Origin of the sequence: Streptomyces sp. TP-A0874 (assembly GCF_001748085.1) — a bacterium.
In the GTDB taxonomy this organism is placed as follows: domain Bacteria; phylum Actinomycetota; class Actinomycetes; order Streptomycetales; family Streptomycetaceae; genus Streptomyces.
The window spans coordinates 679,459-693,434 of sequence record NZ_BBZK01000003.1 but is presented as its reverse complement, the minus strand read 5'-3'; the positions used below and the strand labels follow the sequence as shown (position 1 = coordinate 693,434).

Below are 13,976 nucleotides of genomic sequence, written 5' to 3'. Positions count from 1 at the left end.
CGTCCTCACTGAGACGAGGACCGACGATCGCCGTCGAGCGGGCAGAGGAGCAATTCGGTGAGCAGCGACAAGACTTCGGAAGAACGCCCGGACAGTCCGGACAGCCCCGACGGCCCGGAGAGCCCGGCCTCCGGGGCGAAGAGGCAGCGTTCCGCGGTGGTCGTCGCCTCGGCCGTCGCGGTGCTGCTGGCCGGAGGCGGCGGCGCCTTCTGGGCCGCGACCGCTTCGAGCGGGCCTCGCGGCGAGGTGGCGGGGCAGGGCGAACCGCCCCCGCTGCGCATCGACGACCTTCCGCGCGCCCCCGCCGGCCCGGGCATCGCGCCGGGCGAGCCCGACCCGGCGGGGAAGCGCTACCGGGCGACCGGCGACCTCCCTGCCGGGCCGGGCAGCGCCGCGGTGCACCGCCCCGCCGGGAAGGTCACCGAGGAGCAGGTCGAGCGGCTCGCCGCGGCGCTGGATGTGCCGGGCACGCCGAAGCTGGAGGCCGGGGTCTGGGCGGTGGGCGAGGGCAAGGAGGGCGCCGGGCCGACGCTCGAAGTGGTGGAGAAGGCCCCGGGCTCCTGGACGTACTCCCGCTACGGCACCGCGGTCGGCACCGACTGCGGGCCGCAGGCGAGCGGTGAGCACCGCAAGGACGTCGGGTCAACCGCCTGCCGCGCCGAGGACCGGGCCGGTTCGGCGGGCCGGGCGGTCTCCGAGGAGGCGGCGCGGAAGGCCGTCCGGCCGGCGCTGCGCGCCGCGGGGCTCGGCAAGGCGAAACTCGACGCGGGCCGGACGATCGGGGCGGTGCGGACGGTGAACGCCGACCCGGTGGTGGCCGGGCTGCCAACCCACGGCTGGCACACTGGTTTCCAGGTGGGTTCGGACGGCCAGGTCGTCGGCGGCAGCGGACATCTGGCGACGTTCCGGAAGGGGGCCGAGTACCCGGTGCTCGGCGCCGCGGAGACGCTCGACCGGCTGGGCGAGGCCGGCGGCGCCGACGCTCCCGGCTGCGCCTCCCCGCCCCCGCACAAGCTGCCCGAGCCGGGTGGAGCGGGCGCGGAGCACAAGAAGGGCGGCGATCCCGCGCCGCGAGTCTGCGCCTACGCGGGGGAGGCGTCCCCCGCAGGTGAGCCCGCGGAGGTCACGGAGGCGGTGTTCGGCTTGGCGACGCACTCGGTGGCGGGCGAACGCACCCTGGTGCCCTCCTGGCTCTTCCGGGTGGAGCGCCCCGGCGGCTCGCCGGTCACGGTCACCCATCCCGCGATCGCCCCGGAGTATCTCGACGCGCCGTCGCAGTCGCCCAAGGAGCCGAAGCCGACGCGGTCCGACGGGCAGGCCACCGCGCGCCTGCACTCGTACCGGGCGGACGGGCGCACCCTGACGCTGCGGTTCTGGGGCGGCGTCTGCAGCCACTACTCCGCCACCGCGGAACCGGCTTCCGGAACGGTGCGGGCTGAGGTCTCCGGCGCGCCGAAGGAGCCCGGGCGGGCCTGTATCGGGATGGCCAAGCTGCACGAGCGGAAGGTGACGCTCGACAAGCCGCTGGGCGACCGCGAGGTGGTCGACGAGACGACGGGCGAGACCGTCCCCCTGAAGCATTAGCGCGGGGGGAGTAAAGACGGCGGAGGCGGCGGACCTGTGGGGGGTTCCGCCGCCTCCGCTCCGTCGTGTCCGGGGCGTCCGCCGCCGGCTGAGTCAGCTGAAGGAGTCGCCGCAGGCGCAGGAGCCGGTGGCGTTCGGGTTGTCGATGGTGAAGCCCTGCTTCTCGATGGTGTCGACGAAGTCGATGGAGGCGCCGCTCAGGTAGGGGGCGCTCATCCGGTCGGTGACGACCTTGACCCCGCCGAAGTCCTTCACCACGTCGCCGTCGAGGGAGCGCTCGTCGAAGAACAGCTGGTAACGCAGGCCGGAGCAGCCACCCGGCTGGACCGCGACGCGTAGCGAGAGGTCGTCACGCCCCTCTTGCTCCAGCAAGCTCTTGACCTTCGCGGCAGCTGTGTCGGACAGGAGAATGCCGTCGCTCGCGGTGGTCTCGTCCTGAACGGTCATCTGCTCTCTCCAGGGTTGTACGGATCGCCTGCCGTGGGCTGGAACCTACGGCGCCCCCGTTTCATTCCGGGGCCGACGGCGTTCGTTCCACGTTCATGCTCGCACACCGGGCCGCAAGAGGGAGCACCGCGCCGACGCGGGGAATGCGTCACATCGACGCTTTGCCCATCGTCAATCTGACGCGAAGCGGTTATGATAGATAACGTCAATCAGACGAAAAGGTGTCTGTGAAACCAAGAAAGGGTGCGTGACGTGACCACCGCCCAACCTCTCGACGTCCAGCCGACGCCGCTGGCCCTCCTCCTGCTCGGCCGTGACGCGGACCCGAAGAGCGAGCGCGGCGTGGAGTGTCCCGGAGACCTCCCCGCGCCGTCCGACCCGGATCTGGTGGAACGGGCCCGCGCGGCGAAGGAACGGCTCGGGGAACGGGTCTTCGTGCTCGGCCACCACTACCAGCGGGACGAGGTCATCCAGTTCGCGGATGTCACCGGCGACTCCTTCAAGCTGGCCCGGGACGCGGCCGCCCGCCCGCAGGCCGAGTACATCGTCTTCTGCGGTGTGCACTTCATGGCCGAGTCCGCGGACATCCTGACCACCGACGACCAGCAGGTCGTCCTGCCCGACCTGGCCGCCGGCTGCTCGATGGCCGACATGGCCACCGCCGAGCAGGTGGCCGAGTGCTGGGACGTGCTGACCGACGCCGGGATCGCGGACCGGACGGTTCCGGTCTCGTACATGAACTCCTCGGCCGACATCAAGGCCTTCACCGGCCGGCACGGCGGCACGATCTGCACCTCGTCGAACGCGGCGCGCGCCCTGGACTGGGCCTTCCAGCAGGGCGAAAAGGTGCTCTTCCTCCCCGACCAGCACCTGGGCCGCAACACCGCGGTCCGCGACATGGGCATGTCCCTCGACGACTGCGTGGTCTACAACCCGCACCGACCGAACGGCGGGCTGACCGCGGAGGAGCTCCGCGCCGCCAAGATGATCCTGTGGCGCGGCCACTGCTCGGTACACGGCCGCTTCTCGCTCGACTCGGTGCGGGACGTCCGGAGCCGGATCCCCGACGTCAACGTCCTGGTGCACCCGGAGTGCCGCCACGAGGTGGTCCAGGCCGCGGACCAGGTCGGCTCGACCGAGTACATCATCAAGACCCTCGAGGCCGCCCCGGCCGGCTCCAGCTGGGCCATCGGCACCGAGCTGAACCTGGTGCGCCGCCTGGCGAACCGCCACAGCGACAAGACGGTGGTCTTCCTCGACAAGACGGTCTGCTTCTGCTCCACGATGAACCGCATCGACCTGCCGCACCTGGTCTGGGCGCTGGAGTCGCTGGCGGACGGCAAGCCGGTCAACCGCATCCGGGTGGATCCGGAGACGGAGAGGTACGCCAAGCAGGCGCTGGAGCAGATGCTCGCACTGCCCTGACCCGGGCGAGCACCTCCCGGCGTTCGGGCGGAGCAGGAAAGGCGACGGGCTGGTGGACCTCCGCGGAGGTCCACCAGCCCGTACCCGTCACCGTCCCGGCACCGCTACCCCGGGATCAGCCCCTGCTCGTCGAGCATCTCCCGCACTTCCTCGAGGGTGGCGTCCGGCGCCGGCAGAATCAGCTCCGACGGCTCCAGGGAGTCGTCCGGCAGCGCCTCGCCGAGTTCCCGCACCGCGCCGAGCAGCGCGACCAGGGTGCGCCGGAAACCCTGCTCGTCGCCGCTCTCCATCTCCGCGAGCAGCTCGTCGTCCAGCTTGTTGAGTTCGGCGAAGTGACTGTCCGCCAGCTCCACCTGCCCCTCACCCATGATCCGTACGATCATGAAAGACCTCCCATGTCGTGAGACCTCGTCGGCGAGGGGTCTCTTACTGCTTGTCGAAGTCGGGCCGCGCTTGCTGCTGCCCCTGGGACTGCCCGCCGCCCTCGATCGCCTGCTGCGAACCGCTGCCGCCGGCCAGCTCGGCCTTCATCCGCTGCAGCTCCAGTTCCACGTCCGCCCCTCCGGAGAGCCGGTCCAGCTCCGCGGAGATGTCGTCCTTGGCGGTCCCGGTCGGGTCGTCCAGGGCACCGGAGGCCATCAGCTCGTCGATCGCCCCGGCCCGCGCCTGCATCTGCGCCGTCTTGTCCTCGGCCCGCTGGACCGCCAGGCCGACGTCGCCCATCTCCTCGGAGATACCGGAGAACGCCTCGCCGATGCGGGTCTGGGCCTGAGCGGCGGTGTAGGTGGCCTTGATGGTCTCCTTCTTCGTCCGGAAGGCGTCGACCTTGGCCTGCAGCCGCTGGGCAGCGAGGGTCAGCTTCTCCTCCTCGCCCTGCAGGGTCTGGTGCTGCGTCTCCAGATCGGTGACCTGCTGCTGGAGGGCGGCGCGCCGGGACAGCGCCTCACGGGCCAGGTCCTCACGGCCGAGCGCCAGCGCCTTGCGGCCCTGGTCCTCCAGCTTGCTGGACTGGCTCTGGAGCTGGCCGAGCTGCAGTTCCAGCCGCTTGCGCGAGGTGGCGACGTCGGCCACCCCCCGCCGGACCTTCTGCAGCAGCTCGAGCTGCTTCTGGTACGAGTAATCAAGGGTTTCGCGTGGGTCCTCGGCCCGGTCCAGGGCCTTGTTGGCCTTCGCGCGGAAAATCATCCCCATCCGCTTCATGACACCGCTCATGGGCCTCGCGCGCCCCCTTCTCCGGGCTTGAGCTCCAGCATTCTCAGGACCCAGCCTACGGGTCCCACCCCTATTACCGCACTGATCGAGCGCTGATGCGCTCCTCCCGCAGGACGAACACGATACGGACTTCCTACGGCGCAGGGAGTAGGCGAGGGGCGCTATATCCGGATTGGACACGTGTCGGGCGGCCTGCCGCCGATCTTTCCCGGCACCGCACGGGACCTCTGCGGCGAAGACACCGTACCCTTGGGTCTCGTGTTCCGAAGCCGTTCCAAGGATGAGCAGGCCGCCGAGTCCACCGCGACCGCGGGCCAGCCCAAGCAGCCCCGTGACCCCCAGGCGCCCAAGGGCCGCCCGACGCCCAAGCGCGCCGTCGCGCAGTCCCAGCGTCGTGCGGCGGCCCTGACGCCGGTCTCCCGGAAGGAGGCCGCCAAGCGGCAACGCGAGGCCCGCCGAGCCGAGCTCGGCAAGCAGCGCGAGGGCCTCGCCAAGGGCGACGAGCGGTTCTTCCCCGCTCGCGACCGCGGGCCGGTCCGGAAGTTCGTCCGCGACTACGTGGACTCGCGCTTCTCCGTGCCCGAGTTCTTCCTGCCGCTCGCCGTGATCATCCTGGTGCTGAGCACCATGCCGTCGCCGACCCTGCAGAACATCTCCCAGCTGCTGTGGCTCTGCGTCATCGTCGTGATGATCCTGGACTTCGTCACGCTGTCGTTCCGGCTGAAGAAGCGGCTGCGGGAGCGCTTCCCCGACGAGAACCTCCGGGGCGCCGTCCCGTACGCCCTGATGCGGTCGCTCCAGATGCGGCGGCTGCGCCTGCCGAAGCCGACGGTCAAGCGTGGAGAACGGCCCTGACGACCGCCGCCACCCTCCCGGCCGGCGTGCCCGGCGGGGAGCGCGAGACGCTGCGCGGGGAACTCGTGGCCCGGCAGTTGTCGGAGCAACTCGACAGCCGTTTCGGCCCGGACCGACGACTGCGGATCCTGGAGGTCGGCCTCGCGGCCGGCCCGCACTCCGTACGGCTGGCCCGAGCGGGCCACGAGGTGACCGCGCTCGAGCCCGACCCCGCGCGGTCGGCCGCCCTGCGCCACGCCCTGGTCGACGACCCGCTCCGGGTCCAGCGGCGGGTCCACCTGGTCGCGGGCGACTGCCCGGACACCGGTGCGCACTTCCCGCCCGGCAGTTTCGACGTGGTGCTCTGCCACGGCGCCCTCATCCCGCTCCCCCAGCCCGACCCGCTGCTGGCCGGCCTCGCCCGGGTCCTCGCCCCGGGAGGGCTCCTCTCGCTGCTGGTTCGGAACGCCGACGCCCTGGCCATGCGCCCCGGCCGGGCCGGCGACTGGACGGCCGCCCTCGCCGCCTTCGACTCCCCCGCCCAACCCGACCGGTTCAGCAACCTGACCAGGACGCTGGCGGACCTCGGGGTCCCCGTCCACTCCTGGTACGGGGTCGGCGTCTTCACCGATCCGGCGCCCGCGGCGTCGGATCGGCGGAACCGGGAACAGCTGCTGGCCGCCGAGGAGCGCGCCGGGCGCACCGACCCCTACCGTGCGATAGCGGACCTGCTGCACGTCTGCGGCGTCCGCGGCTGAGCGACCGCCGCCCGCCGGAGCCCGACCCCCCGGGCGCTGCCCGGGACGGTGGGACGGCGGACCCGGCCGGCCCCTCCCCCGGTCGGCCCGTACCGGGCTCCGTACCGGAGGGCCGGTGGACGGTCCGCCGCCCCAGCCGTGCCCGTCGCGCTCACCCGTTGAGGGAGTCGCCCGCCCCTTCGCCGGTCTCCGAGACGGCTTCCGGACCGTGCAGGACCATCGGCCCGTAGACCTTCCTGCCGTCCTCCAGGAGCGTCACCTGGTCGGTGCCGCCGTCCAGCAGCTCCCGCCACACCTCACCCACCCAGGACTCCGCATCACCTTGGGTGCTGAACTCCTCCTGCTCGACCGAGGGTTCGGTCTCGGTGCCGTCGGCCTTCTCGAACCGCCACGTCCACGCCATGTACTGCCTCCTGGCTCCGCCGTCTGCCTGCTCGTCGCAGCCTATGGTCTTCCGGGCCCCGCCGGACCAGGGCCGCTCCGCACACCGGACCGATCCGGCCGCCACCGCCCGCGACCGCCCGCTCCGCACCCCACCGGGCCAGTCCGGTCACCAGCCTCGGGGCAGCGATAGGGTTCGGCGGATGAGCGGTCTGAATCTTGATGACTTCGGCAACCTGATCAAGCGCCCGGACTCCGCCGTGCGGCGCGAGGCCGAGGAGCGCCGGGGGCGGCTGGCAGTGCCCCCCGGATCGCTGGGCCGCCTCGACGACCTCGGCGATTGGCTGTCGGCGGCCCAGTCCACCGCCGCGGTACGCCCGGTCGAACACCCCAGGGTGCTGCTCTTCGCCGGTGACCACGGAGTCGCGCGGCTGGACGTCTCGGGGCGACCCGCGGGGAGCACCGAGCGACTGGTCCGCGGGGTGCTGGACGGCGAACGGGCCGTCGCCATCCTCGCCCGCCGCTCCGGAACGCCCGTCCGGGTGGTGGACCTCTCCGTCGACTGCGAACCGGGTGACCTGCCGGCGGAGGTGGTCCGGCACCGGGTACGGCGGGGCTCGGGCCGGATCGACATCGAGGACGCGCTGACGGCCGAGGAGGCGGAGCAGGCGTTCCGCTCCGGGATGGCGATCGCCGACGAGGAGGCGGACGCCGGCACCGACCTGGTCGCGCTCGGCGATCTGAGCGTCGGTGGCAGCACGGCGGCGAGCACCCTGATCGCCACCCTCTGCGGCACCGACGCCTCGGTGGTGACCGGCCGCGGGGGCGCCGGAATCGACGATCTGGCCTGGATGCGCAAGTGCGCGGCGATCCGGGACGCGCTGCGCCGCGCCCGCCCCGTCATGGGGGACCCGCTGGCGCTGCTCGCCACCGCGGGCGGGGCCGACCTCGCCGCCATCACCGGGTTCCTGCTGCAGAGCGCGGTGCGCCGGATGCCGGTGGTCCTGGACGGCGTCGTCTCGGCGGCCTGCGCGCTGGTGGCCCAGCGCGTGGCCTTCCGTGCCCCGGACTGGTGGATCGCCGGTCACCTGAGCGGGGAACCGGCCCAGGAGAAGGCGCTCGACCGGCTGTCCCTGGAGCCGTTGTTGGACCAGGGGCTGCGCGTGGGGGAGGGCGTGGGGGCGCTGCTCGCGCTGCCGATCGTGCGGGCCGCCGCGGCGCTCACCGCCGAACTGCCCGAGCAGGTCCCGCCGTCCGTGACACGGTAGGTGGACGGCGACGGCCTGGAAGGCCATTAAGGTGCGGACAACGGCCCACGCCCGGCGGCCAGTAGTCCGGAACGTACGATGCACCGGGCGGCGGCCGGCCCACCCATCGGCCGAGGAACTCAACGGAAGAGGGACCCCACAACCGTGACAGCACTGACTCTCAGCACCTCTGCCCCGGCCGCTCTGCGTTCGGACGCCATCGTCGTCGCCGTGGCCAAGGGCGCCAAGGGCCGCCCCGTCGTGGTGGCCGGCGCCGAGGCCGTCGACAAGGCGTACGACGGCAAGTTGGCCGCCGTTCTGGAGACTCTCGGCGCCTCCGGGGGTGAGGGGGAGGTGACCAAACTCCCCGCTCCCTCCGGCTTCAAGTCCCCGGTCGTGTTGGCCGTCGGCCTGGGCGACGCCCCGGAGAAGGGCGAGACCTTCGACGGTGAGACGCTGCGCCGCGCGGCGGGGTCGGCGGCCCGGGCCCTGGCGGGCGCGGAGTCCGCCGGTTTCGCGCTTCCGCTCGACAGCGCCGAGTACGCCGCGGCCATCGCGGAGGGCGCCCTGCTGGGCGCGTACTCCTTCACCACCTACCGCGCCGGCGCCGCCCAGAAGGCCGCCGCCGACCAGGAGAAGAAGGACAAGAGCGCGCCGCTGGGCGAGGTCGTCCTGCTCGGCGGGAAGCCGAAGGACAAGGCCTACAAGGCGGCCACCGAGCGCGCCACGGCGCTGGTCGGAGAGGTGCACCGGGCGCGTGACCTGGTCAACATCCCCTCGAACGACCTGTTCCCGAAGTCTTTCGCCGACATCGCCCTGGCGGTCGGCAAGGAGCACGGCCTCAAGGTCGAGGTCCTCGACGAGCAGGACCTCCGCGAGGGCGGCTACGGCGGCCTCCTGGGCGTCGGTCAGGGTTCGGCGAACCCGCCGCGCCTGGTGCGGCTGGTCCACAGCCACCCCAAGGCGAAGAAGACCCTGGCGCTGGTCGGCAAGGGCATCACCTACGACTCTGGCGGCATCACGCTGAAGCCGGCCGGCCACAACGAGACGATGAAGTGCGACATGAGCGGTGCGGCCGCCGTCTTCGCCGCCGTCGTCACCGCGGCCAAGCTGGGTCTGGAGGTCAACGTCACCGGCTGGCTCGCCCTGGCCGAGAACATGCCGTCCGGCTCGGCCACCCGCCCCGGCGACGTCCTGCGGATGTACAGCGGCAAGACGGTGGAGGTGCTCAACACCGACGCCGAGGGCCGACTCGTGCTGGCCGACGCCCTGACCCGGGCCTCGGAGGAGAAGCCGGACGCGATCGTCGACGTGGCGACCCTCACCGGCGCCATGATGCTCGCCCTGGGCAACCGCACCTTCGGCATCATGGCGAACGACGACGCCTTCCGCACCTCCATCCACGAGGTCGCCGAGGAGGTCGGCGAGCAGTCCTGGCCGATGCCGATGCCGCGCGAACTGCTCAAGGCCATGGACTCCACGGTGGCCGACATCTCCAACATGGGCGAGCGCATGGGCAGCGGCCTGGTGGCCGGGCTCTTCCTCCAGGAGTTCGTCGGTGAGGACATCACCTGGGCCCACCTGGACATCGCCGGTCCGGCGTTCCACGAGGGCGCCCCGTACGGCTACACGCACAAGGGCGGCACCGGCTCGTCCGTCCGCACCCTGGTGCGGCTGGCCGAGCGGATCGCCGCCGGAGAGCTCGTCTGACGTCCGGGCCGGAACGGGTGCCCGACGGCGGCCGCACCCGTCGGGCCCGGACCGCTGCCCAGATCCGCCCGGCCCCGGCACATCGCCCGGGGCCGGGCGTTTGCGTTCGCTCTGGACGAATTCCGCACCTGATACGCACCGGTAACCCGGTTTCCTGGCCTTCCGGTCCACCGAGCGACCGGCCCGGCGTCCCGTCTGCCGCCGACAAGTGCGAAGATGTTGTCCCGGCAGGACAGGGCCCGGGCTCTCTTAACCGAGCGAGCCACACATACGAGCCGAGTACACAGCGGCCGAACGACAGCCGCCGCCCGGTCACCGCAGACCGGCTCCGGCGTACCCATGCATGGAGGACGTGACGTGGCGAACGACGCCAGCACCGTTTTCGACCTAGTGATCCTCGGCGGCGGCAGCGGCGGTTACGCCGCTGCGCTGCGCGCGGCTCAGCTGGGCCTGGACGTCGCCCTGATCGAGAAGGACAAGCTGGGCGGCACCTGTCTGCACTACGGATGCATCCCTACCAAGGCCCTGCTGCACGCCGGTGAGCTGGCCGACCAGGCCCGCGATGGCGCCAGCTTCGGTGTCAAGACCTCTTTCGAGGGCATTGACATGCCGGCGGTCCACAAGTACAAGGACGGCGTGGTCTCCGGCCTCTACAAGGGCCTGCAGGGGCTTGTGGCCTCTCGCAAGGTCACCTACGTGGCCGGTGAAGGCCGCCTCTCCTCGCCCACCTCGGTGGACGTGGACGGCCAGCGGTACGAGGGCCGGCACATCCTGCTGGCCACCGGTTCCCGGCCGAAGTCGCTGCCGGGGCTGGAGATCGACGGCAACCGGGTCATCTCCTCGGAGCACGCCCTGGTGATGGACCGGGTGCCGCAGTCCGCGATCGTCCTCGGCGGCGGGGTCATCGGCGTCGAGTTCGCCTCGGCGTGGAAGTCCTTCGGGGCCGACGTGACCGTGGTCGAGGCGCTTCCGCACCTCGTCCCGGCCGAGGACGAGAACAGCTCGAAGCTGCTGGAGCGTGCCTTCCGCAAGCGCGGCATCAAGTTCTCGGTGGGCTCCCGCTTCTCGGGCGTGGAGTACACCGACGCCGGTGTCCGGGTCTCCTTGGAGAACGGCAAGACCTACGACGCCGAGCTGCTCCTGGTCGCCGTCGGCCGGGGACCGGTCTCCGAGGGCCTGGGCTACGAGGAGGCCGGGGTCCGGATGGACCGCGGCTACGTCCTGGTCGACGAGTACTGCCGGACCAACGTGCCGACGATCTCCGCGGTGGGCGACCTCATCCCCACCCTCCAGCTCGCCCACGTCGGCTTCGCCGAGGGCATCCTCGTCGCCGAGCGGCTGGCCGGTCTCAAGACCGTGCCGATCGACTACGACGGTGTGCCCCGGGTGACCTACTGCCACCCGGAGGTCGCTTCGGTGGGCATGACCGAGGCCAAGGCCAAGGAGGTGTACGGCGCCGACAAGGTCGTCGCCCTCAAGTACAACCTCGGCGGCAACGGCCGGAGCAAGATCTTGAAGGCCGCGGGCGAGATCAAGCTCGTCCAGGTGCGGGACGGTGCCGTGGTCGGCGTCCACATGGTCGGCGACCGGATGGGCGAGCAGGTCGGCGAAGCCCAGCTGATCTACAACTGGGAGGCGCTGCCAGCCGAGGTCGCGCAGCTCATCCACGCGCACCCGACGCAGAACGAGGCTCTCGGCGAGGCGCACCTGGCGCTGGCCGGCAAGCCGCTGCACGCCCACGACTAGCAACCCCGGGCGCGAACCGTCCGCACCACTCATAAGGAGCAACAGGAACCATGGCGGTTTCCGTAACCCTGCCGGCGCTCGGTGAGAGCGTGTCCGAGGGAACTGTGACCCGCTGGCTGAAGGCCGAGGGCGAGCGCGTCGAGGCCGACGAGCCACTGCTCGAGGTCTCCACCGACAAGGTCGACACCGAGATCCCGGCACCGGCTGCCGGGGTGCTCTCCTCCATCAAGGTGGCGGAGGACGAGACCGTGGAGGTCGGCGCCGAGCTGGCCGTCATCGACGACGGCTCCGGCGCCCCGGCCGCGGCTCCGGCCCCGGCCGCCCAGCCCGAGCCCGAACCGGCACCGGCCGCCGCGGCCCCCGCGACGCAGCCCGAACCGGCACCGGCGGCACCGGCACCGGCGCCCGCCGGCGGAGCCGAGGGCACCCCGGTGACCCTCCCCGCACTGGGCGAGTCGGTGACCGAGGGCACCGTGACCCGCTGGCTGAAGGAGGTCGGCGAGTCGGTCGAGGCCGACGAGCCACTGCTCGAGGTCTCCACCGACAAGGTCGACACCGAGATCCCCTCCCCCGCGGCGGGGACGCTGCTGGAGATCGTGGTCGGCGAGGACGAGACCGCGGCGGTCGGCGCCAAGCTGGCCGTCATCGGCTCGCCCTCGGCCGCACCGGCCGCGGCGCCCGCACCGGCGGTGCCCGCACCGGCCCCCGCCGCGCCGGAGCCCGAGCCGGCACCTGCCGCACCGGCGGCACCGGCACCGGCGCCCGCTCCGCAGGCGCCGTCCGCCCCGGCCCCGCAGGTCGCCACTCCGGCGCCGGTCGCGCCGGAGCCGACCCCGTCCGCCCCCGCACCCGCTCCGGCTCCGGCCCCCGCTCCGGCGGCCCCCGCCGGTGACACCGGCGGCGCCTACGTCACCCCGCTGGTGCGCAAGCTGGCCACGGAGAACGGCGTCGACCTGGCCTCGGTGAAGGGCACCGGGGTGGGCGGCCGGATCCGCAAGCAGGACGTCCTGGCCGCGGCCGAGGCCGCCAAGGCCCGGGCCACGACGGCCGCTCCGGCCGCCCCGGCCGCCAAGGGACCGGCGCCCGTGGTCCCGTCCTCGCTGCGCGGGCAGACCGTCAAGATGTCGCGCATCCGCAAGGCGACGGCCAAGCACATGCTCGAGTCGCTGAAGGTGTCGGCGCAGCTGACCACCGTGGTCGAGGTGGACGTCACCAAGGTCATGCAGCTGCGGGCCAAGGCGAAGGAGAGCTTCCTGGCGCGCGAGGGCGTCAAGCTCTCTCCGATGCCCTTCTTCGTCAAGGCGGCCGCCGAGGCGCTGAAGGTCCACGCGGTCGTGAACGCCCGGGTGAACGACGACGACACGATCACCTACCACGACGTCGAGAACATCGGCATCGCTGTGGACACCGAGAAGGGCCTCTTCGTCCCGGTCATCCACGGTGCGGGCGATCTGAACATCGCCGGCATCGCCAAGAAGACCGCCGACCTGGCCGCCCGGGTCCGGGAAGGCGGCATCAAGCCGGACGAGTTGGCCGGCGGCACCTTCACGGTGACCAACACCGGATCGCGCGGTGCGCTGTTCGACACCCCGATCCTCAACCAGCCGCAGGTCGGCATGTTGGGCATCGGCGCCACCGTGAAGCGTCCGGTCGTCGTCTCCACCCCGGAGCTCGGTTCGACCATCGCCATCCGGGACATGGTCTACCTGGCCCTGTCCTACGACCACCGCCTGGTCGACGGCGCGGACGCGGCCCGTTTCCTGGCCACCATCAAGGACCGTCTGGAAGCCGGCGAGTTCGAGGGCGACCTCGGTCTCTGACCGGTTCCCGCACCGGCGGACGCGCCCCCTGCCCAACCCCGGGCGGGGGGCGCGCCCCGTCTCAGGCCGTGTTCCCGCACCGGCCCGGGAGGCTCCCCGTTCGGCTGCCATCCACCGCGGTCCGCCCTGCCACTGGCGGACTGGGCCGCCCGACGTCCCGCCCAAGTGGACCCACCACCACCCAGACCTGACCAACGGAAGAGAGACCCCATGTCGACCGCCCCCGACCCGCTGCGTGTCTCGGTCATCATCGGCAGTTCCCGCGAGGGCCGTTTCGGCCCCACCGTGGCCACCTGGTTCATCGACCACGCCCGTCAGCGCGAGAACCTCGCGCTCGACGTCATCGACCTCGTCGAAGCCCCGCTGGCGCTGGCCCCGGGAGCCGCTTCCCCGGGGAGCCGCCGGGAGGCGGAGGAACTGTCCGAGCGGCTGCGGACGGCCGACGCCTTCGTCGTCGTCACGCCCGAGTACAACCACAGCTTCCCCGCCTCCCTGAAGAGCGTGATCGACGCGCACTCCACCGAGTGGCGGGCCAAGCCGGTCGGCTTCGTCTCCTACGGGGGCCTGGGCGGGGGGCTGCGGGCGGTCGAGCAACTGCGACTGGTCTTCGCCGAACTGCACGCGGTGACCGTGCGCGACAGCGTCAGCTTCCACACGGCCTGGGAGCGGTTCGACGGCGAGGGATCGCTGATCGAGGCGACGATGTACGAGGGCTCCGCCAAGGGCATGCTCGACCAGCTCACCTGGTGGGCCACCGCGCTGCGGGAGGCCAAGGCCGTCCGCCCCTACGAGGTCTGACGCCCCGGGCCGCC

At 72.2% G+C, this 13,976-nt stretch carries 13 protein-coding genes; 9 read left to right on the top strand and 4 right to left on the bottom strand.

Annotated elements, in window-relative coordinates:
- The first annotated feature begins 57 nt into the window (after positions 1-57).
- Complete coding sequence (locus BGP73_RS02780; RefSeq protein WP_139134521.1) at positions 58-1,584, top strand: hypothetical protein; 1,527 nt, start codon at positions 58-60, stop codon at positions 1,582-1,584.
- 93 nt (positions 1,585-1,677) lie between these two features.
- Here the strand turns inward: BGP73_RS02780 and BGP73_RS02775 are convergent, their stop codons facing one another.
- Positions 1,678-2,031, bottom strand: coding sequence for a HesB/IscA family protein (locus tag BGP73_RS02775; protein ID WP_069811762.1), 354 nt, complete (start codon positions 2,029-2,031; stop codon positions 1,678-1,680).
- A 252-nt stretch (positions 2,032-2,283) separates the two neighbouring features.
- On the opposite strand from BGP73_RS02775, the gene nadA reads away from it, so the two are divergent.
- Entirely contained in the window at positions 2,284-3,456 is a 1,173-nt protein-coding gene (gene nadA, locus BGP73_RS02770; RefSeq protein ID WP_069811761.1) for a quinolinate synthase NadA, read from the top strand.
- Positions 3,457-3,560: 104 nt separating this feature from the next.
- Here nadA and pspAA read toward each other — a convergent pair whose 3' ends face one another.
- A complete protein-coding gene (gene pspAA, locus BGP73_RS02765; protein WP_069811760.1) occupies positions 3,561-3,839 on the bottom strand; it encodes a PspA-associated protein PspAA in 279 nt (92 codons plus the stop codon).
- Between the two features lie 43 nt (positions 3,840-3,882).
- On the bottom strand, positions 3,883-4,668 hold the full coding sequence (locus tag BGP73_RS02760; protein ID WP_069811759.1) for a PspA/IM30 family protein: 786 nt from the start codon (positions 4,666-4,668) through the stop codon (positions 3,883-3,885).
- Between the two features lie 258 nt (positions 4,669-4,926).
- Here BGP73_RS02760 and BGP73_RS02755 point away from each other — a divergent pair, with 258 nt between their 5' ends.
- On the top strand, positions 4,927-5,523 hold the full coding sequence (locus BGP73_RS02755) for a DUF3043 domain-containing protein (protein ID WP_069812086.1): 597 nt from the start codon (positions 4,927-4,929) through the stop codon (positions 5,521-5,523).
- A gap of 26 nt (positions 5,524-5,549) precedes the next feature.
- Entirely contained in the window at positions 5,550-6,260 is a 711-nt protein-coding gene (locus tag BGP73_RS02750; RefSeq protein ID WP_244501056.1) for a class I SAM-dependent methyltransferase, read from the top strand.
- A gap of 151 nt (positions 6,261-6,411) precedes the next feature.
- Here the strand turns inward: BGP73_RS02750 and BGP73_RS02745 are convergent, their stop codons facing one another.
- Complete coding sequence (locus BGP73_RS02745; protein WP_069811758.1) at positions 6,412-6,663, bottom strand: hypothetical protein; 252 nt, start codon at positions 6,661-6,663, stop codon at positions 6,412-6,414.
- A 181-nt stretch (positions 6,664-6,844) separates the two neighbouring features.
- Between BGP73_RS02745 and cobT the strand changes: the two genes are divergently transcribed.
- The 5 genes from cobT to BGP73_RS02720 all read left to right on the top strand — a co-directional run bounded on the left by cobT (position 6,845) and on the right by BGP73_RS02720 (position 13,962).
- Complete coding sequence (gene cobT / locus BGP73_RS02740) at positions 6,845-7,909, top strand: nicotinate-nucleotide--dimethylbenzimidazole phosphoribosyltransferase (RefSeq protein WP_069811757.1); 1,065 nt, start codon at positions 6,845-6,847, stop codon at positions 7,907-7,909.
- A 144-nt stretch (positions 7,910-8,053) separates the two neighbouring features.
- Entirely contained in the window at positions 8,054-9,598 is a 1,545-nt protein-coding gene (locus tag BGP73_RS02735) for a leucyl aminopeptidase (protein ID WP_069811756.1), read from the top strand.
- A 357-nt stretch (positions 9,599-9,955) separates the two neighbouring features.
- Entirely contained in the window at positions 9,956-11,344 is a 1,389-nt protein-coding gene (gene lpdA, locus BGP73_RS02730; RefSeq protein ID WP_069811755.1) for a dihydrolipoyl dehydrogenase, read from the top strand.
- Between the two features lie 50 nt (positions 11,345-11,394).
- Complete coding sequence (gene sucB, locus BGP73_RS02725) at positions 11,395-13,164, top strand: 2-oxoglutarate dehydrogenase, E2 component, dihydrolipoamide succinyltransferase (RefSeq protein ID WP_069811754.1); 1,770 nt, start codon at positions 11,395-11,397, stop codon at positions 13,162-13,164.
- A 210-nt stretch (positions 13,165-13,374) separates the two neighbouring features.
- Positions 13,375-13,962 (top strand): NADPH-dependent FMN reductase, encoded by a 588-nt coding sequence (locus BGP73_RS02720; protein ID WP_069811753.1) that lies wholly within the window; start codon positions 13,375-13,377, stop codon positions 13,960-13,962.
- Positions 13,963-13,976 lie beyond the last annotated feature (14 nt).

What these genes read in the sequence shown, in the direction of transcription:
- BGP73_RS02775 (WP_069811762.1), bottom strand. Translation starts at nt 2,031, where the DNA reads ATGACCGTTCAGGACGAGACCACCGCGAGCGACGGCATTCTCCTGTCC.
- pspAA (WP_069811760.1), bottom strand. Translation starts at nt 3,839, where the DNA reads ATGATCGTACGGATCATGGGTGAGGGGCAGGTGGAGCTGGCGGACAGT.
- BGP73_RS02760 (WP_069811759.1), bottom strand. Translation starts at nt 4,668, where the DNA reads ATGAGCGGTGTCATGAAGCGGATGGGGATGATTTTCCGCGCGAAGGCC.
- BGP73_RS02745 (WP_069811758.1), bottom strand. Translation starts at nt 6,663, where the DNA reads ATGGCGTGGACGTGGCGGTTCGAGAAGGCCGACGGCACCGAGACCGAA.
- cobT (WP_069811757.1), top strand. Translation starts at nt 6,845, where the DNA reads ATGAGCGGTCTGAATCTTGATGACTTCGGCAACCTGATCAAGCGCCCG.
- sucB (WP_069811754.1), top strand. Translation starts at nt 11,395, where the DNA reads ATGGCGGTTTCCGTAACCCTGCCGGCGCTCGGTGAGAGCGTGTCCGAG.
- BGP73_RS02720 (WP_069811753.1), top strand. Translation starts at nt 13,375, where the DNA reads ATGTCGACCGCCCCCGACCCGCTGCGTGTCTCGGTCATCATCGGCAGT.